At 64.0% G+C, this 16,773-nt stretch carries 15 protein-coding genes; 10 read left to right on the top strand and 5 right to left on the bottom strand.

The window, feature by feature from the left end; genetic code table 11:
• Window positions 1-64: 64 nt before the first annotated feature.
• Entirely contained in the window at window positions 65-2,173 is a 2,109-nt protein-coding gene (locus AGI3411_RS22405) for a TonB-dependent receptor (protein ID WP_129529533.1), read from the bottom strand.
• Between the two features lie 317 nt (window positions 2,174-2,490).
• Here AGI3411_RS22405 and AGI3411_RS22400 point away from each other — a divergent pair, with 317 nt between their 5' ends.
• Entirely contained in the window at window positions 2,491-4,227 is a 1,737-nt protein-coding gene (locus AGI3411_RS22400) for a SulP family inorganic anion transporter (RefSeq protein ID WP_129529532.1), read from the top strand.
• Between the two features lie 10 nt (window positions 4,228-4,237).
• Here AGI3411_RS22400 and AGI3411_RS22395 read toward each other — a convergent pair whose 3' ends face one another.
• The gene (locus AGI3411_RS22395) at window positions 4,238-4,969 is read right to left on the bottom strand and encodes an IclR family transcriptional regulator (protein ID WP_165359242.1); all 732 of its coding nucleotides are present in this window, start codon (window positions 4,967-4,969) and stop codon (window positions 4,238-4,240) included.
• Window positions 4,970-5,106: 137 nt separating this feature from the next.
• Here AGI3411_RS22395 and AGI3411_RS22390 point away from each other — a divergent pair, with 137 nt between their 5' ends.
• The 8 genes from AGI3411_RS22390 to AGI3411_RS22355 all read left to right on the top strand — a co-directional run bounded on the left by AGI3411_RS22390 (window position 5,107) and on the right by AGI3411_RS22355 (window position 12,355).
• Window positions 5,107-6,360, top strand: coding sequence for a CaiB/BaiF CoA transferase family protein (locus AGI3411_RS22390; protein WP_208748156.1), 1,254 nt, complete (start codon window positions 5,107-5,109; stop codon window positions 6,358-6,360).
• Window positions 6,360-7,520: a thiolase family protein gene (locus AGI3411_RS22385; RefSeq protein WP_129529530.1), complete on the top strand. Its 1,161-nt coding sequence runs from the start codon at window positions 6,360-6,362 to the stop codon at window positions 7,518-7,520. Before AGI3411_RS22390 ends, AGI3411_RS22385 begins: the two co-directional genes overlap by 1 nt.
• Window positions 7,521-7,529: 9 nt before the next feature.
• On the top strand, window positions 7,530-7,931 hold the full coding sequence (locus tag AGI3411_RS22380) for a Zn-ribbon domain-containing OB-fold protein (protein WP_129529529.1): 402 nt from the start codon (window positions 7,530-7,532) through the stop codon (window positions 7,929-7,931).
• Between the two features lie 27 nt (window positions 7,932-7,958).
• Window positions 7,959-9,113 carry an aminotransferase class V-fold PLP-dependent enzyme gene (locus AGI3411_RS22375; protein WP_129529528.1) on the top strand — a complete coding sequence of 385 codons (1,155 nt, stop codon included), beginning with the start codon at window positions 7,959-7,961 and terminating at the stop codon, window positions 9,111-9,113.
• Window positions 9,114-9,180: 67 nt separating this feature from the next.
• Window positions 9,181-10,083 carry a transporter substrate-binding domain-containing protein gene (locus tag AGI3411_RS22370; RefSeq protein ID WP_129529527.1) on the top strand — a complete coding sequence of 301 codons (903 nt, stop codon included), beginning with the start codon at window positions 9,181-9,183 and terminating at the stop codon, window positions 10,081-10,083.
• Between the two features lie 16 nt (window positions 10,084-10,099).
• The gene (locus tag AGI3411_RS22365; protein ID WP_129529526.1) at window positions 10,100-10,879 is read left to right on the top strand and encodes an amino acid ABC transporter permease; all 780 of its coding nucleotides are present in this window, start codon (window positions 10,100-10,102) and stop codon (window positions 10,877-10,879) included.
• Between the two features lie 5 nt (window positions 10,880-10,884).
• Window positions 10,885-11,577 carry an amino acid ABC transporter permease gene (locus AGI3411_RS22360; protein WP_129529525.1) on the top strand — a complete coding sequence of 231 codons (693 nt, stop codon included), beginning with the start codon at window positions 10,885-10,887 and terminating at the stop codon, window positions 11,575-11,577.
• A gap of 28 nt (window positions 11,578-11,605) precedes the next feature.
• Window positions 11,606-12,355, top strand: a complete 750-nt coding sequence (locus tag AGI3411_RS22355; RefSeq protein WP_129529524.1) for an amino acid ABC transporter ATP-binding protein — start codon at window positions 11,606-11,608, stop codon at window positions 12,353-12,355.
• 26 nt (window positions 12,356-12,381) lie between these two features.
• Here the strand turns inward: AGI3411_RS22355 and AGI3411_RS22350 are convergent, their stop codons facing one another.
• Window positions 12,382-12,807, bottom strand: coding sequence for a GNAT family N-acetyltransferase (locus AGI3411_RS22350; RefSeq protein ID WP_129529523.1), 426 nt, complete (start codon window positions 12,805-12,807; stop codon window positions 12,382-12,384).
• Window positions 12,808-12,953: 146 nt separating this feature from the next.
• On the opposite strand from AGI3411_RS22350, the gene AGI3411_RS22345 reads away from it, so the two are divergent.
• The gene (locus AGI3411_RS22345; protein WP_129529522.1) at window positions 12,954-13,766 is read left to right on the top strand and encodes a class I SAM-dependent methyltransferase; all 813 of its coding nucleotides are present in this window, start codon (window positions 12,954-12,956) and stop codon (window positions 13,764-13,766) included.
• Here the strand turns inward: AGI3411_RS22345 and AGI3411_RS22340 are convergent.
• Together AGI3411_RS22340 and AGI3411_RS22335 are read right to left on the bottom strand one after the other, a co-directional pair.
• Window positions 13,763-14,839 (bottom strand): coiled-coil domain-containing protein, encoded by a 1,077-nt coding sequence (locus tag AGI3411_RS22340; protein ID WP_129529521.1) that lies wholly within the window; start codon window positions 14,837-14,839, stop codon window positions 13,763-13,765. The genes AGI3411_RS22345 and AGI3411_RS22340 overlap by 4 nt on opposite strands.
• A gap of 13 nt (window positions 14,840-14,852) precedes the next feature.
• A complete protein-coding gene (locus tag AGI3411_RS22335; protein WP_129529520.1) occupies window positions 14,853-16,574 on the bottom strand; it encodes a hypothetical protein in 1,722 nt (573 codons plus the stop codon).
• Between the last annotated feature and the right edge of the window lie 199 nt (window positions 16,575-16,773).

The following is a 16,773-nucleotide window of genomic DNA, read 5'->3' as shown; positions in this document are numbered from 1 at the left end:
TGCGCCCGCGCTTCCGGCCCTGGGGCGATTCAGGGCCGGAAGCGGCGGCACGATCCGCGGGCGGTCAGAAGCTGATGCTGGCGGAGGCGGTGACGGTGCGCGCCGGGCCCAGCGTTGCGATCGGGGTCGTGTCGCTGAAGCTGCCGGCGTAGTAGTGCTTGTCGAACACATTGTTGACGTTCAGGCGCAGCACCACGTCTCGGCCATTGATCTGTGTGGCATAGCGCGCGCCCAGATCCAGTTGGCCCCAGCCCGGGATCCGCAGCTTGTTGGCGGCGTCCGCGTATTGGCTCGACGTTGCCTGCACGCGGCCGCTCAAGGTCAGGCCGGGCACCCAGGGCGTGTCCCATTCCAGCCCGGTATTGGCCTGCCAGCGCGGCGCGCCGACCGCGGTATTGCCGTCGTAGCGGCCAAACGAGGTCTTGACCTGCGTGCCTTGGGTGTAGGTCACGCCGCCCAGCACGCGCAAGCCCGGGGCCAGCTCGCCAAACGTATTCCACTCCACGCCGCGGACGCGCTTTTCGCCGCCATCGGCATACGTCGGGCTGGCCGTCGGCCCCTCGGTGACCAGCATGGGCTTGTCGATCTGGAAGAGGGCAAGCGTATTGGTGAAGGTGCCCGCGTTCCATTTGACGCCCAGCTCCTTCTGTTCGGTTTTGTAGGGCGCGAAAACCTGCCCATAGTTGCTGGCGGTGGTGTCGGTGACGCTATCGCCCTTGCTGAGGCCCTGCACATAGTTGGCATAGAGCGAGACGTCCGGCCCCCAGGGCTTGATGACGACGGCGACCGCGGGCGTCACGGCGTCCTCGTCGTAGCGGGATGTGGTTTTTCCCGTCTTGTCGAAATTCGTGGTCTTCACGCGCTGGTTGCGTAAGCCGGCGGTCACGAGCAGCTTTTCATCGAAGAAGGACATCGTGTCGACCAGCGCGAGGCTGGACAACTTGTTCTTCGCCGTCTTCGGCGCGCTGTCCGGCACCGACGGCATGATCGGCGTGATCGGATCGTAGATGTTGGACTTGAAGGTCGACGGCGTGCCGGTGGCCGACCCGTCTTCCGTGTCCAGCAGGGAGGCCTGCAGCACCAGTTCGTGCCCGATGCTGCCCGTCTTGAAGCGCGAGCGCAGGCCCGCCTCGGCCGACGTGGCATCGGTGTAGGCCCGCTGGCCGACCATGGATCCGGTGAAATTGCCGTTGGCGTCGATCTGCCGCGCGTGGGTGCCGTTGATCAGCCCCGATTGGTGGCTGTCGCGCTTGCCCACGCCCGCGAAGGCCGACACGTGGTCATTGAAGCGGTACTCGGCCCGGCCGACCACGGCGTTGCTCTGGATGTTGCCGTAACCGGTGCTGAACTGATTGATGCGGGGATCGGGGGCGTCGGGCACGACCGATCCGCCGAACCAGAACATCGCCGGCGTGCCGCCGCTGAACGATTCCTGGCTGTGGTAAGCGTCTATCGATGCCGTCAGCGCGCTGCTGCGGTAATCCAGGCCCGCGGAGAAGAACTCGCGCTTCCTGGATTGGCCGTCCAGCGTGGTGGCGCCGTCGCTGAACGAGCCGTTGACGCGCGCGCCCCATTCGTTGCCCGCGCCAAAGCGCCGGCCGGCGTCGATGGTGGTGCCCAGCTGTCCGTCGGATTGCCAGTTCACCCCATAGGTGGCGTTCGGCGTATCGCCCGCGCGCTTGGGCACCAGGTTGACGGTGCCTCCCACCGCGCCGCTGGGCGCCATGCCGCTGAACAAGGCATTCGGACCCTTGAGCACCTCCACCCGCTCGACGAACTCAAGCGGGGTGCGGCCCATCGGCGCCAGGCCGAACATGCCGTTGATGGCCACGTCGTTCTGGTTGACGTCGAAACCGCGGATGCGGAAGTTTTCGTACGCGTGCCCGCTGGACGTGGTGAACCGGACGGACGGGTCGTTCGCCATCACGTCGGCTAGCGTGCGCGCCTGCTGGTTCTGGATGAGTTCGGACGTATAGCTCGTCACGTTGAAGGGCGTATCCATCACGCTCTGGTTGCCCATCAGGCCCAGCCGCGCGCCTTCGGCAACCTGGCCGCCCGCATAGGGCGGGGGCAGTTCCTCGTCGCTCAACGCACCTGCGGTGACGGTGACCGGCTGCAGCGTGGCGGGCGGCGGCGTAGTTTGCGCCCAGGCATTCGGCAGCGGCAAAAGCACGCTCAATGCGAGGCCGGGCGCGAGCCGCCGCGCGCGCGAATCAGGGAAATGACGCCGTTCGTTAGACAAAGTTCACTCCGGAAAACAAACGCAAATGAGAATGATATCTAATAATTCTAATCCGCGAATTGCGTTTCTTGCCAGTCCGAAGGCGTGCGCAGATGCGCTGCGGTTGATTTAGAACAACAGGACCGCGGCCGGGAAGCGTTGCGGTGGCGTTGGGCTAGCTGCGCCGCGCGCGGCCTCGGCAGCCAGCGCCGCCTGTTCCGGCGTCCAGTAGAATCACCGCACGGCGTTCCCTTCTCACAAGAGATTCCATGGCTTCCAATGCGCCCGCGTCCGTCGATACGCCCGCCCGCAACTGGCTGCGCTGGCTGCCCGGACTGGCGTTGCTGAAGTCCTATCAAGCCGCCTGGCTGCCGAGAGACCTGGCCGCCGGCCTGGTGCTGACGACGATGCTGGTGCCGGTCGGCATTGCGTATGCCGAAGCGTCGGGTGTGCCGGGCGTCTACGGTCTTTATGCCACGATCATCCCGCTGCTGGCCTATGCGCTGTTCGGCCCGAGCCGGATCCTGGTGCTGGGTCCGGATTCGGCGCTTGCGGCGCCGATCCTCGCGGTGGTGCTCAGCGTTTCCGGCGGCGATCCCATGCGCGCGGTCGCCGCGGCCAGCCTGATGGCGCTCGTCTCAGGGCTCTTCTGCATCGTGTTTGGCCTGCTGCGGCTGGGCTTCATTACCGAGTTGCTGTCCAAGCCGATCCGCTACGGCTACATGAACGGCATCGCGCTGACGGTGCTGGTGAGTCAATTGCCGAAGATGTTCGCGATCCCGATCGACGATGCCGGTCCGCTGCGCGAACTATGGCAACTGGGGCAGGCCGTGTCCGGCGGCAAGACCAACTGGTACAGCTTTTCGGTGGGGGCGGCGACGTTGGCGGTGATCCTGCTGCTCAAGCGCTTTGACCGCGTGCCCGGCATCCTGATTGCCGTGATTCTGGCGACGCTGGCGGTCAGTGTGTTCCATCTGGATGCCCTGGGCGTGAACGTGCTGGGCGAGATTCCGCAAGGGCTGCCGACGTTTGCGCTGCCCTGGCTCAGCAACGCGGACCTGGTGAAGATCCTGCTTGGCGGCGTCGCCGTGGCGATGATCGCGTTCGCCGATACCAGCGTCCTGTCGCGCACCTATGCCGCGCGCACGCATACGCGGGTCGATCCGAACCAGGAAATGGTGGGGTTGGGCGTGGCGAACCTCGCTGCCGGCTTCTTCCAGGGGTTCCCGGTCAGCAGCAGCGCGTCGCGCACGCCGGTGGCCGAGGCGGCCGGCTCGCGCACGCAGCTCACGGGCGTCGTGGGCGCGATCGCCGTGGCGGCCTTGCTGATGGTGGCGCCGAGCCTGCTGCGCTATCTGCCGAACAGCGCGCTGGCCGCTGTGGTGATTGCCGCGGCCATCGGCCTGTTCGAGTTCAAGGACCTGCGGCGCATCTTCCGCATCCAGCAATGGGAGTTCTGGCTGTCGATGGCGTGCTTCGCCGGGGTGGCGGTGTTCGGCGCGATTCCCGGCATCTGCCTGGCCGTGGTCATCGCCGTGATCGAGTTCCTGTGGGACGGCTGGCGGCCGCACTTCGCGGTGCTTGGCCGCGTGCCGAACCTGCGCGGCTACCACGACCTGAAGCGCTACCCGCACGCGGCGCTGATCGACGGGCTGGTGCTGTTCCGCTGGGACGCGCCCCTGTTCTTCGCCAACGCCGAGTTGTTCCAGCAGCGGCTGATGGAAGCCGTGGAGGCATCGCCCACGCCCGTGCGGCGGGTAGTGGTGGCGGCGGAGCCCGTCACCAGCGTCGACGTGACGTCGGCGGACATGCTGCGTGAACTGAGCCGCGGACTGGCCAAGGAGGGCGTCGCGCTCCATTTCGCCGAAATGAAGGACCCGGTCCGCGACAAGCTCAAGCGCTTTGAACTCACCGAGATATTCCGCGACGACCGCTTCCATCCCACGGTGGGCAGCGCGGTGGACGCGTATCTCGAGTGCGTGGAGGCCGGACTGGGGGAAGGCTAGGGCGGCGGGCTCAGTCCGCCGCGGCGATGGCTGCGGCGATTTCGGCTGCCGCCGCTTCCATCGGCTGGCGGAACTCGGCCAGCGCATCGAAAGCCACGCGCGCGCTGGGCACGGAGATTCCCAGGCCGGCGATGAGTTTGCCTTGCGCATCCCGGATGGGCACGGCGCAACCGACCACGCCGGCGATCACCTCTTCGTTGCTTGCCGCCCATTGGTCCTTGCGAACCTTGCGCACCACGTTGCGCAGAGTGTCAGTGGAAACAATGGTGTTGGGTGCGAGCGGCTCGAGCACGGCGTGGTCGAGCCACCATTCGAATTGCTCCACGGGCATTTCGGATAAGAACAGCTTGCCCATCGACGTGCAGTACAGCGGCGAACGGTGTCCGTGATCGAAGTACAGGCCCTGCGAGCGCGTGGCGCTCGCCGAATCCACGTAGAACACTTCGTCGTCCACCCGCTGGCCGAGCTGGCAATGCTCGCCGATGCGGTTGGACAGCGCGACCAGGATCTGGTGGCTCTGGTCGCCGCGCATGGCGGCCGAGACCGCAGCCATGCCCAGGTTGACCAGCGCGGCACCGACCGCGAGCTTCTTGCTGCCCAGCACGCGCTTGAGCAGGCGCCTTTCTTCCAGTTGCGCGACGAGCCGGTGAACGGTAGGTACCGGCAAGCCGCAAGCGGCGGCCACGTCCGTCATGGTGATGGGACGGTCGGCATGCGCCACCACGTCGAGGACGTGCAGCAACCGGTCTAGGGGTTGATCCCTAGGGACAGCCTGTGAGCCGCTGATCATAATTAATCCAATTAGTGAAAGAAAAACTTCCAATATTCGGAAGTTTATCACAAGGCGGATTGTCTTTCCAAGTGAGATCGGAACCTACCATGATGTCCACTTTCCCCGAGACCGTAAGTAGTAGCGCCGAACCCGTGGCGGAAACAACTCGCAAGGGCCCGCTTGCGGGGCTGCGCGTGATCGATGCCGGCAACATGATCGCCGGGCCGCTTGCGGCCACCCAGATGGCCGACTTCGGCGCCGACGTCATCAAGCTGGAGCTGCCGGGTTCCGGCGATTCGATGCGCCACTGGACGCCGATGAAGGAGGGGTTGTCGCTGTGGTGGAAGGTCATCGCCCGCAACAAGCGGCTGATCACGCTGACCTTGTCCAATCCGCGCGGCCAGGAGCTGTTTCGGGAGCTGATCCGCGAGGCCGATGTGCTGATCGAGAATTACCGTCCCGGCACGTTCGAACGCTGGGGGCTCGGCTATGAAGCGCTCGCCCGCATCAATCCGCGTCTAGTCATGGTGCGCGTCTCGGGGTTCGGCCAGACGGGCCCCTACGCCAAGCGAGGCGGCTACGGCACGATAGCGGAGGCATTCTCGGGCATCCCGTCGTTCACCGGTGCGCCGGACCGGCCGCCCACGCTGCCGGGTTTTCCCATGGCCGATTCGGTAGCATCGACCTTCGCGGCGATGTCTGCAATGTTCGCCGTCTATAACCGCGATCACGGCAATGGAAGCGGCCAGGAGATCGACGTCAGCCTGTATGAGCCGTTGTTCCGCTTGGTCGAGTCCCAGGTGATCGGTTTCGACCAGTTGGGCATCGTCAAGCAGCGCTTGGGCAATCGCCTGGCGGAAGATTCGCCGCGCAATACCTATCAAACGCGCGACGGGCGCTGGGTGGGCATCTCGGCCAGTTCACAGCGCACGTTCGAGCGCCTGGCCCAGGCGCTCGGCATGCCTGAGCTTATCACGGACCCGCGATTCGTCGATAACGCGTCACGTTGCGACCACGACACGGCGCTGGACGAGATCATCGCCGGCTGGTTCCGCGAGCGCGACTGCGCAGCCGTCATGGCGCTGTTCGAAGAGGCCGAGGTAGTCGCCGGGCCGGTGCTGGATATCAGCGACATCGTGCGCGATCCGCACTACCAGGCCCGCGAGAACATCGTGTCGGTGAGTGATGACGATTTCGGCGAGGTCCGCATGCAGGGGGTGGTGCCGCGTTTCCTGGACACCCCGGGAGAGGTGCGTCACGCCGGCCGCGCGCTGGGCGCCGACAACCGCGAAATCTACCAGGGCCTGCTGGGTATGTCGCCGCAGGAGTTCGACGCGCTGACCGCGCAGGGAGTGATCTGATGGCCGGAATGTTCGAGGGGGTACGGATCGTGGGCGCGGGGCAGGCGCCTTACGCCAAGCGGTCGGACCGCAGCGTGCAGCGCCTGATGTATGAGGCGGGGGCCGCCGCGTTGGCTGACGCCGGGCTGCCGTGGAGCGCCGTGGACGGGCTGGCGGTAACCTGCTTCCTGCTGCCGCCCGACAATGCGCCGACGGTGGCCGAGCATCTGGGCATCGAGGCGCGCTTTCTGTTTCAGGGGCTGTACGGCGGCGCCTCGGGCATCATTGGTATGGCCCATGCCGCGCGCGCCATCCGCGACGGCGCCTGCGATGTGGCCCTGGTGCTTGCCGCCGACGCGTTCGACGTGGCGGCGCACAACGAAACCCTGGACCATTTCAACGGTTCCATCAAAGAATATATGTCGCCGCAGGGGTTCGGCGGGGCCAACGGCATGTTCGCGCTGCACACGCGTCTTTATATGGAACGGCACGGCGCGACGCGCGAGGACTTCGGCCGGTTTTGCGTCGGGCTGCGCGAGAACGCGTTGCGCAATCCCAATGCTCTGTTCAAGACGCCGCTGACGCTGGACGACTATCTCAACGCCAAGCCTATCGCCGACCCCTTGCGCCTGTACGACTGCGTGATGCCGTGCGTCGGGGGCGACGCCATCGTCCTGGCCTCGGAGCGCGTGGCCGCCGGGCTGCAAGGGCCGTCGCTGCGAATCCGGGCGGCCGAGGAAATCCACAACTATCCGGCCAACGACCCCTATGCGGTGCCGGGCGGCTGGGCGGGCGTGGCGGGCCGCCTCTATCAGCGTGCGGGCGTCGAACCGGCGCAGATGCAGTTCGCCCAGCTATACGACGATTATCCGGTGATGGCCTTTGTGCAGATGGAGGGGCTGGGGCTGTGCGAGCCAGGCCGCGCTCATGAGTATGTGCGCCACAACGATGTGAGCTGGCGCGGCGCGCTGCCCATCAATACCGGCGGCGGCCAGCTGTCGGCCGGCCAGGCTGGAGCCAGCGGCGGAATGATCGGCGTCTACGAGGCCGCCGCTCAGTTGCTGGGCCGCGCCCCGGGCCGGCAGCTGGATTGCCACCTGGGCCTGGTATCCGGCTACGGCATGGTGGCCTATGGCCGTGGCCTGTGCTCCAGTGCCGCCATTCTCGAACGCGTCCATTGAGGAATCGAAATGCTCAAGCCCCAACCACGGATCAATGCCTTGAACCTGCCCTTCTGGCAGGGGTGCAACGAGGGCCGGCTGATGATCCAGTATTGCGGCGCCTGCCGGCGCCATGTTTTCTATCCCCGCGTGTGTTGCCCCTTTTGCCGCGAGGACGGCCTGCAGTGGGTGGCCGCCAGCGGGCGCGGGAAAGTGCTGTCGCATACCACCGTGCGCCGCACCCATCATGACGGGTTCAACGCGGAGGCGCCCTATGTATTCGCGGCTATCGAGCTGGAGGAAGGGCCCTGCCTTTACGGCCAGGTGCCAGGCGCGCCGACCGAAGGCGCGTCCCTGATTGGCCAGCCCGTCCTGGCCGCGTTCGTCGAACACGGGCCGGGCCAGAAGATCGCGGCCTTCCGCCTGGTCTGAGGCGCCTCTCTTCTTGGTAGACCTGCCATGTCTGATTTTCATGCTTCCACCGCCGTACGTCAGAATTTTCCCGCCAGCGCCCGGATGCTGTACCTCGACACTGCCCATCAATCGCCCCTGGCCACCAGTGTGCGCCAGGCGCTGGAGTCCTTCTATCAGGAGGCCAATGCCTTCGGCGGCCCCAAGCCGGTCTGGCTCGAACGCGTCGAGCGGGTGCGCGCGCGCGCCGCGGCCTTCCTGGGCGCGGCAGCCGGCGAGCTCGCCTTCACGAAGAACACCTCGGAGGGCCTGAACATCGCAGCCAACGCCATCGATTTCGCACCGGGCGACAACGTGCTGCTGATCGAAGGCGACCATCCCAACAATGCCTACGCCTGGCTGAACCTGAGACGGCGCGGCGTCGAGGTGCGCTTCGTCAAGCTGGGGCAGGGAGTCGCCGATGCTTCCCTGTTCGCGCCGCATATGGACGCGCGCACGCGTGCCATCTCGCTGTCGCACGTAACCTTCCACGCCGGTCATCGCCATGACGTCGCCAGCGTGGGCCGGCTGTGCCGGGAGCGGGGAATCTATCTGGTGGTGGACGCCATGCAATCGGTCGGCGTGTTGCCGGTCGATGTCAAGGCCATGGGCGTTTCCATACTTGCCGCCGGCTGCCACAAGGGCCTGCTGGTGCCGCAAGGCCTGGGCCTGCTGTACGTCGACGCAGCGTTGACGGAACTGCAGCCCGTTTATCTGGCCACGGCGGGGCTGGCGCGGCCGCCGGCCGACCTGATCGCCAATCCCAACGATATGGCGTTGCGCGAGGATGCGGGCCGTTTTGAAATTGGCAACTACAACCTGGCGGACATCCACGCGCTGGACGCCGCGCTGGATCTCATCGTCAGCGTGGGGATCGCCAATATCGAGCGCCACGTGCTGGCGCTGGGGGATCGGTTGATTGAACGCATGGACGCGCTGGGCGTGGGCCTGGTGGGTCCCCGTGAACGTGCCCGGCGCGCCCATATCTATGTGCTGGACCTGCCGGTCGAGACCTGGATCGGCTTTCTGGCGCAGCAGGGCGTGCGCGTCTCGCCTGAGCGTGATGGCGTGCGAGTGTCTTTCGGTTTGTTCAATACCCCGGACGATGTCGACCGCGTCGCCGGGATCATTGCCGCTGGATTGCAGGCGCCGGTATCGGCGTGAGGCAGACGCGCAGCCTGCGGCGTTAATCGCCTGGCCTCGATGCCGGGTTTGAATCAAGGGGTATGACATGAAAACAAGCACGTTCTCCCGCTACGCCGCTGCCGGTACGCTGGCGTTGGCCTTGTCCTCCGCCTGGGCCCAGGACCAGGGGCCGACCTTGCAGAAAATCAAGGAAACCGGTTCGGTGACGCTGGGTTATCGCGAGTCCTCCGTGCCGTTCTCCTTCCTGGACGGCCAGCAGAAGCCGGTGGGTTTTTCGCTGGATCTGTGCGCCGTCATCGTCAACCGCATCAAGCAGCAGCTGAGTCTGCCCGACCTGGCGGTCAAGCAGGTGGCGGTGAACTCCTCCAACCGCATTCCGCTGGTCGTCAACGGCACCGTGGACATCGAGTGTGGCGGAACGGCCAACAATCTGGCACGGCAGAAACAGGTGTCGTTCTCGGTCGCCACGTTCGCAAGCCAGCCGCGCTGGCTGGTACGCGTCGATTCGGGCCTGAAGCAGCCGGCCGATCTCAAGGGCAAGACCGTGGTGGTGACGCAGGGATCCAATGCCGTGGGCTTCGTGCGGGCCGCCAATGACAAGGAAAAGTTGGGCATGAACGTCATCCAGGCCAAGGATCACGGCGAATCCATGCTGACCCTGAGCAATGGCCGGGCGGTCGCCTTCCTGGAGGACGACATCCTGCTGGCCGGTGAACGCGCGAATTCCCGCGATCCGGCGGCCTTTGCCTTTCTCGAGGGCGGGTACGATCCCGGCTACTACGGCCTGATGTTCAAGAAGGACGATGCGCCGTTCAAGGCCCTGGTGGACGGCGTGCTGATGGGGATGATGAAAGACGGCTCGTTCGAGCAGGCGTACCGCAAGTGGTTCGAGTCGCCCATTCCGCCGCGCAACGTCAACCTGAACTTTCCGGTGCCGGAGCGGCTGCGCGAACGCATCGCCTCTCCCAGCGACAAAGTCGATTTTTGAGAACGGCGGGGCGGCCATGTTCAGCGTGCTACTCGAGGAAGTTCCGGAAGGCGGCGAACGCTATCTGGATTGGCTGATGACCGGGCTGGGCTGGACGTTGTTCCTGGCCTTGGCGGGATGGGCTATCGCCTTTGCGCTGGGCGTGGCGGTGGGTTGCGCGCGCACCGCGCGCAAGCCGCTCGTTGCAGCGTTGGCGCGGCTATATGTCGAGGTGTTCCGCAACATTCCGGTGATCGTGCAGATGTTCATCTGGTACTTCGTCATGCCGGAGATGCTGCCTCGCGCCTGGGGCGACGCGATCAAGGCCATCCCGCCGCCCTGGGGCAGCGTCATCCCCGCGTTGCTGGGGCTGGCGTTGTATACGGCCGCCCGCGTCGCCGAGCAGGTCAAGGCCGGGATCGAAGCGCTGCCGCCGGGGCAGCGCAAGGCTGCCGAGGCGCTGGGCATGCGCAACCTGCAGGTGTACCGACTGGTGTTGCTGCCGCAGGCGTTGCGCATCATCATGCCCACCCTGACCAGCGAGGTCATGGGCATATTCAAGAACAGTTCGGTGGCGCTGACCATCGGCGTGCTGGAACTGACGGCTCAGGCGCGTCAGATCAATGAGTTCACGTTCCAGACGTTCCAGGCCTTCGGCGCGGCGACGCTGCTTTATCTGCTGCTTGCCTGCCTGGTGTACATCTGCATGCGCCTGATCGAACGCCGGTTGCGCATTCCCGGCGAGCAGGCCGATCCCGCCCCGCAGGGCCATGCCCGCAGCCGCTTGCGCTGGCGCAAATCGCTCAAGGAGGTATGAACGCCATGAACAGTTTCGATTTCGGCGCCATCGAGCGCGCGGCGCCTTACCTGCTGGACGGACTGGGATTTTCGCTGCAACTGACCGTCAGCAGCTTTGCCGGCGGGCTGGTGCTGGGTGTGGCGTTGGCCTTGGCACGCCACCTGCGCGTGCCGCTGCTGGCTCCGCTGGCCACCGCCTACATCACGCTGATGCGCGCCATCCCGCTCATCATGGTGCTCTTCTGGTTTTTCTTCCTGGTGCCCATGCTGCTCATGTGGGCCACCGGCGCGCCGCGGCCGGTGCCGGTGGGGCCTGTGTACACCGCCTTCATCACTTTCGCGATGTTCGAGGCCGCTTACTATGCCGAGATCATCCGAGCGGGCCTGAATGCCGTCCCCAAGGGACAGTACGAGGCCTGCCGGGCGCTTTCCATGTCCACGGCCAAGACGTATTGGCTGGTGATCCTGCCGCAGGTGCTGCGTTCGGTCAGCCCCATCCTGCTGACGCAGACCATCATCCTGTTCCAGGATACGTCGCTGGTCTACGTGCTCTCGATTACCGACATGCTGGGCGCCGCCTCGAAGATCGCGCAGCGCGACGCCAGCCTGGTCGAAATGTATCTGACCATCGCGGCGACCTATCTATTGATTTGCGTGGTGGCCTCGCAGGCCGTCGCCTATCTTCGCAAACGTAATGCGCCGGCCGTCCATGCTTGAGCGCCCCGGCTCCCAATGGAGAACGACCATGACCCAGACGACTTCTACGCCCGCCGTCCAGTTGCGCCGGCTGAACAAGCACTATGGCGAATTCCATGTCCTCAAAGACATCGACCTGGAGGTGGCGCAGGGCGAGCGCGTCATCGTCTGCGGACCCTCGGGGTCGGGTAAGTCCACCATGATTCGCTGCGTCAACGGACTGGAAAGTTACACCGATGGAGAGGTCCTGGTGTTGGGCCATGCCTTGGCCCACGACGGCGCGGCGCTGTCGCGCGCGCGGCAGGAGGTGGGGATGGTGTTCCAGAGCTTTAATCTGTTTCCCCACCTGACCGTGCTGGAGAATTGCATGTTGGCGCCGGTCCATTGCCAGGGCGTGCCGCGGGCCGAAGCGCGCGAGCGCGCCTCGCACTATCTGCACCGCGTGCATATTGCCGATCAGGCCGGCAAGTATCCGGGCCAGCTATCCGGCGGCCAGCAGCAGCGCGTCGCCATCGCGCGGGCGCTGTGCATGCAGCCTCAGGTCATGCTGTTCGACGAGCCGACCTCGGCGTTGGACCCTGAAATGGTCAAGGAGGTTCTGGACACCATGCTGGCCCTGGCGGCCGATGGCATGACCATGATCTGCGTCACCCACGAAATGGGTTTTGCCCGGCAGGTGGCCGACCGGGTGGTGTTCATGGATCAGGGCCAGGTGATCGAGCATGGCTGCCCCGCGCAGGTCTTCGACGCGCCGATGCACGAACGCACGCGGCGGTTCCTGGAGCAGGTCGTGCATTGAGCGGCCCAGGGGCGCGGCCCCGAAAGCTACAGCCGCTTCATCAGATATTTCGGCGATTCCTCGTAGCCTTGCCGGTAATAGAAGCGATGGGCGTCCGCGCGGCGCTCGTGGCAATGCACCTCGATGCGGTCGCAGCCGCGGGCCCGCGCTTCGGCCTCGGCCGCCGCCTCCAGCTCCCGTCCGACGCCGGCGCTGCGCGCCGCGTCGCCGACGCAGAAATACGTGATGCGGCAGAAATCGCCCGGCAACGCGAGCTGCGCCATGAAATGCAGGCCGATGAATCCCAGCAGCCGTCCCTCGTCGTCCACGGCCACGCGCAGCCAGACATCGGGATGCGTCAGCAGCTGCGCCATTCTCTCGAGCAGAAAGGATTCCGTGCCAGGGTAGCCGAGCTGGGCGAGCAGGTCGGCAAGGGCGGGGCTGTCTTCCAGGATGGCGGGGCGCAGGCGCATAGGGCAGGAAAACCAGTCAAAACACACACTCTAGCGCGGGTTTGTGTTGCAGGTGTGACATTGCCTTGACGAGGTCCGCGGGCGGCGCGACGATATTCCATCGCCGCCGGCGCCGCGCCGGGCGGCGGATCGGTGGAGGCGCCATCATGGACGCAGGCGACAAGATCTTTTCGGGTTCGATCCCGGAGTGCTACGACAAGCTGATGGTCCCGCTGATCTTCGAGGCCTATGCCGCCGACACGGCGACGCTGGCCGCGGCCTATGCGCCCGCTTCAGTGCTGGAAACCGCCGCCGGCAGCGGCGCCGTCACCCGGGCGCTGGCGCCCAGGCTGGCCGCCGACGCCCGCTACGTCGTGACTGACCTCAACCCGTCCATGCTCGACTACGCCGCCATGCGGCAGGAGCCGGACGAGCGCATCGAATGGCGTGAGGCAGACGCGCTGGCCCTGCCTTTCGAAGATGCGTCCTTCGATCTGGTGCTGTGCCAGTTCGGCGCCATGTTCTTTCCCGACCGCCCCGCCGGCTATGCCGAGGCACGCCGAGTGCTACGGCCCGGCGGGCGCTATGTGCTGAGCGTCTGGGACAGGATCGAGGAGAACGCCTTCGCCGACGAGATCACGAATGCGGTGGCCGAGCTCTTCCCGCAGGACCCGCCGCGGTTCCTCGCCCGCACGCCTCACGGCTACCACGATGTTGCGAGGATTCGCGCGGACCTGGGCCGGGCGGGGTTCACCGACATCCAGATCCAGACGCAGGAAAAATCAAGCCGGGCGCCTACTGCCCGCCTGGCGGCGCTGGCCTATTGCCACGGGACACCGCTGCGCAACGACATCGAGGCGCGCGACGCCAGCCTGCTGCCGCTCGCCATCGAGCGCGCGGCCCAGGCCATCACCGCCCGTCATGGTGCCGACCCGGTGGCGGGCAAGATCCAGGCGCACGTGATCGTGGCGGCGGGCTAGGGGCGGCTACCCTCAAAGGGAGCGGGTGTTTGAGAGTGACTTGGCTGGTGACTCGGCGTTGTGGACATAGGCTGGGCTGCATTCATGGCATTTAGGCGTTGATGGCCATAGGTAAACAGGCCTGCGGCGCACAGAGTGATTACACCGAGTGCCAACTTCAAACGACGTAGTTGGTGGCGATGTCGGATTTCGCTTTCCACATGTTGTGCCTGGAGGCTGTTCAGTGCGGCATTCAGGGCAGCGGCACCCTCGGTACGATGGCCAGTTTCCTTGTCTAAACGTTGTGTGGTGTGAGTCTCTGCCTGGGCAAGACGCTGGTCGACGCTTGTGCGTAGGGTACTAGCGGCATGTTGCATCGCCTGATGGCGTTCAGCCCATTCCTGCTGTATCTGTTGCTGTTTTCTGTCGGATAGTTGTTGGTGCGTGTCGAGGCGGGTTTGTAGTTCGCCATGGCGCGCCTGTCCTTCGGCACGCAAGGCTTGTAGATTTGCGGAAAGCCGTTCGTTTGTCTGCGCCAGAGCGTTCTCGATCTCACTCCGTTGTTGGTCGACTTGCTCGAGCATTGACTGCTTGGTGTTGAAAACGTCTTCCGCTACTTGGATGAGCTGTTCCGCATGCTCTTCAGTAAGGCCATTGACGGTGAGCAATCCTTCAACCAGGCGCTTCACTTCGGTGGATTGTTCCTTGATTTCTGCCTGGTGCTGCTCCAAACGCGCATTGTGTTCAGCTAGAGAGCGAGCCTTGCTCTTGAGATCCTCCTGCTGACGGTGAAGCAGTTGCTGTTGGTCCACCAACTGCTGGGACTGTAGCGTCGTGATCATCATTAGCTGTGCAAGCGTTTTTGAGAATTCCGCTTGTACTTCCTGGGCGTCCAGTTGTGCGCTTTTCAACTCACTGCCGTTGAACAGCCGTCCCAGGAACCCGCGTTGTTCATGGCGATCGCGCGCCTTCTTCAAGTCGTCGAGGCGGTTGAATGTGGTGCGGAACCGCTCGTATACTTCGTTGATATCCACTTGGTCGAGCAGGCCAGTCGGCAGCTTTACGCTGGCGAGTTGAGCAATGACGTTGGTCATGTAGAAGATCCTGTTACCGCTTGAGCAAAGTGTTAAGGCGTTGGTTGAGACGCAGGCGTGCATCGATGGCACGATTAAGAGTGGCGACCGTGTCCCGCTGATCGGTAACGGCGCTCTCGGCATGCAATTGAGCAGCAACGACGTGCCGCTCGGCAGTGTGAAAGTGGGAGGCCACTTGCTGATGGTTGCCAATTAGCTGACGATAGCCGGCATTGAGTTGGCACTGGACATCCATTTGCGCGGCAAGGCTGGCAATCAGCTCGCTCTGGGCCTGCAGAGTGTCGATCTGGGCGTCGAGCATGGCAGTGCCTTTGTCCAGCATCCAATCGATGATCGAGTCGATGCCGTACATCAACAGCGCCGTGCCAAGACCGGTCAACAGGCCGGTCAGCACCGGGGCAATCAACCCGGCCACTGGAGCCAGCACTGGAATACTAAGCAAAAAAGCGTTGATCGACTGCTCCCAGAGCATGCCAGCGCCCAGCGTGAACAAGCCGGCGATGCTCTTCGTGACTGCGCGCATCATTTCCGAGGCAGGTAAGTCTTGGGGAGGCCACAGCAGCATCTTCAGCGCGTCCCACAGTTTGTGCATGCCTTCGCGGATGATGGTAACCACCTTGGCCGAGGTCGTGACCAGGTTATTGATCAAGAAGGTGAGCAGATTGCTGATGAAGCCCTGTAGGCCTCCCTTGAAAAACTCGTCCAGAGCTTGCTTGAACTTGCCCTGTACGCGCTTGAGGACGCGTTCGATGGCGGCCAAAAAGCGATTGAGTAAGGTTTCTTCGCTGTGGCGCTGGTTGAAGGCTAACTGCGTTTCCTGGAAGCTTCCGTTGACGAACTCGTGCAGCAACACGCCAAATGCACGGCGCAAACCCGCCTTGCCAAACTCGCGCGCGCCCGTGGCGCCCAACTCACGTCCGTGATACACGATGCGATCGCCCGTGTTGGGCAGGTGGTTGTCCACCGCTTCGCGTGCCTTGTCGATGATCGGCTGGGTGCGGGCTTTGTCGTAGCCATTCTGCTCTGAGAGCGCCTCTTCTGCCGCAATGTCACTCTTGGCACGATTGTTCTCGAAGGTGGTGTAGTTGAGGTTGTCCTTCTCGGAAGCCAAAGCCTTGCGATGCTCTTTATCGAGCATCCACCCGCCTTCCTTATGAGCCTGTTTCAGCGGAATGCTGTGGTCCAACTCGGCATTCATTACCATTTTGCCGTTTGCGGTGGTGCGCTTGGTGGGAGCCTTTTGTCCGGTATAGGCATCAGTGAACTCTTGCGAGTTCATTTCTCCACTTTCGACTGCACTTTTAAGTTTCTTACTTTTGGCCGTGGCGTAGTCGTAATCCGTGCGCGCATACTCCTCCGACTTCTTCGCGTAGATGTCCTGGTCAGCATTGTGCTGAGTGGTGACATTTCCGCCGTCGATATCGTCGAACATGGCCGGCGTAAGCCCGAATGGCCCGATGATTTGCTGGATCACCTCTGTGCGGCAACTGTCCATCAACGCCTGGAGGCGTTCGTCTTTCTGTGCCTGTTGTTTGGCTGTGCGGGAGGCCAGAGGCATTGGCTGACGCACCAGATTGGGAAAAGCAGCCTCGGTCAGCAGCGTCTCAAGCTCAACCAGCTTCGCTGGATCGGAAAAAGTGGTCCTAGACATTTGTTCCTTTGATGTCGGGCGGCGCTCCGGCGAACGATTGAAGGGATGCACCAGCATCAGCTTCAGCCGCGTGTGTTTGAGCATGCCAGGACTCGCTTGCGCGTTCCCGTCGACATGAAATTCAGCACTTGGTAATAAATATCACATAAAGTTACGTATATTACGATATTTTCCCCAGCTGTTTGACGCGGTTGATTCTTGAGACGCATCGCGAAAGGAAAATGAAACGAGGCTAGATCTTGCGCGCGTCAGTCTGAACCGTCCGGGATTCCGAAGTACCTAA

Origin of the sequence: Achromobacter agilis (assembly GCF_900496965.1) — a bacterium.
Taxonomy (GTDB): Bacteria; Pseudomonadota; Gammaproteobacteria; order Burkholderiales; family Burkholderiaceae_B; genus Achromobacter; species Achromobacter agilis.
This window is presented reverse-complemented; position numbering and strand designations above follow the sequence as displayed.

What these genes read in the sequence shown, in the direction of transcription:
- AGI3411_RS22365 (WP_129529526.1), top strand. Translation starts at nt 10,100, where the DNA reads ATGTTCAGCGTGCTACTCGAGGAAGTTCCGGAAGGCGGCGAACGCTAT.
- AGI3411_RS22375 (WP_129529528.1), top strand. Translation starts at nt 7,959, where the DNA reads ATGTCTGATTTTCATGCTTCCACCGCCGTACGTCAGAATTTTCCCGCC.
- AGI3411_RS22350 (WP_129529523.1), bottom strand. Translation starts at nt 12,807, where the DNA reads ATGCGCCTGCGCCCCGCCATCCTGGAAGACAGCCCCGCCCTTGCCGAC.
- AGI3411_RS22370 (WP_129529527.1), top strand. Translation starts at nt 9,181, where the DNA reads ATGAAAACAAGCACGTTCTCCCGCTACGCCGCTGCCGGTACGCTGGCG.
- AGI3411_RS22360 (WP_129529525.1), top strand. Translation starts at nt 10,885, where the DNA reads ATGAACAGTTTCGATTTCGGCGCCATCGAGCGCGCGGCGCCTTACCTG.
- AGI3411_RS22400 (WP_129529532.1), top strand. Translation starts at nt 2,491, where the DNA reads ATGGCTTCCAATGCGCCCGCGTCCGTCGATACGCCCGCCCGCAACTGG.
- AGI3411_RS22380 (WP_129529529.1), top strand. Translation starts at nt 7,530, where the DNA reads ATGCTCAAGCCCCAACCACGGATCAATGCCTTGAACCTGCCCTTCTGG.
- AGI3411_RS22355 (WP_129529524.1), top strand. Translation starts at nt 11,606, where the DNA reads ATGACCCAGACGACTTCTACGCCCGCCGTCCAGTTGCGCCGGCTGAAC.
- AGI3411_RS22345 (WP_129529522.1), top strand. Translation starts at nt 12,954, where the DNA reads ATGGACGCAGGCGACAAGATCTTTTCGGGTTCGATCCCGGAGTGCTAC.
- AGI3411_RS22340 (WP_129529521.1), bottom strand. Translation starts at nt 14,839, where the DNA reads ATGACCAACGTCATTGCTCAACTCGCCAGCGTAAAGCTGCCGACTGGC.
- AGI3411_RS22335 (WP_129529520.1), bottom strand. Translation starts at nt 16,574, where the DNA reads ATGCTCAAACACACGCGGCTGAAGCTGATGCTGGTGCATCCCTTCAAT.
- AGI3411_RS22385 (WP_129529530.1), top strand. Translation starts at nt 6,360, where the DNA reads ATGGCCGGAATGTTCGAGGGGGTACGGATCGTGGGCGCGGGGCAGGCG.
- AGI3411_RS22390 (WP_208748156.1), top strand. Translation starts at nt 5,107, where the DNA reads ATGATGTCCACTTTCCCCGAGACCGTAAGTAGTAGCGCCGAACCCGTG.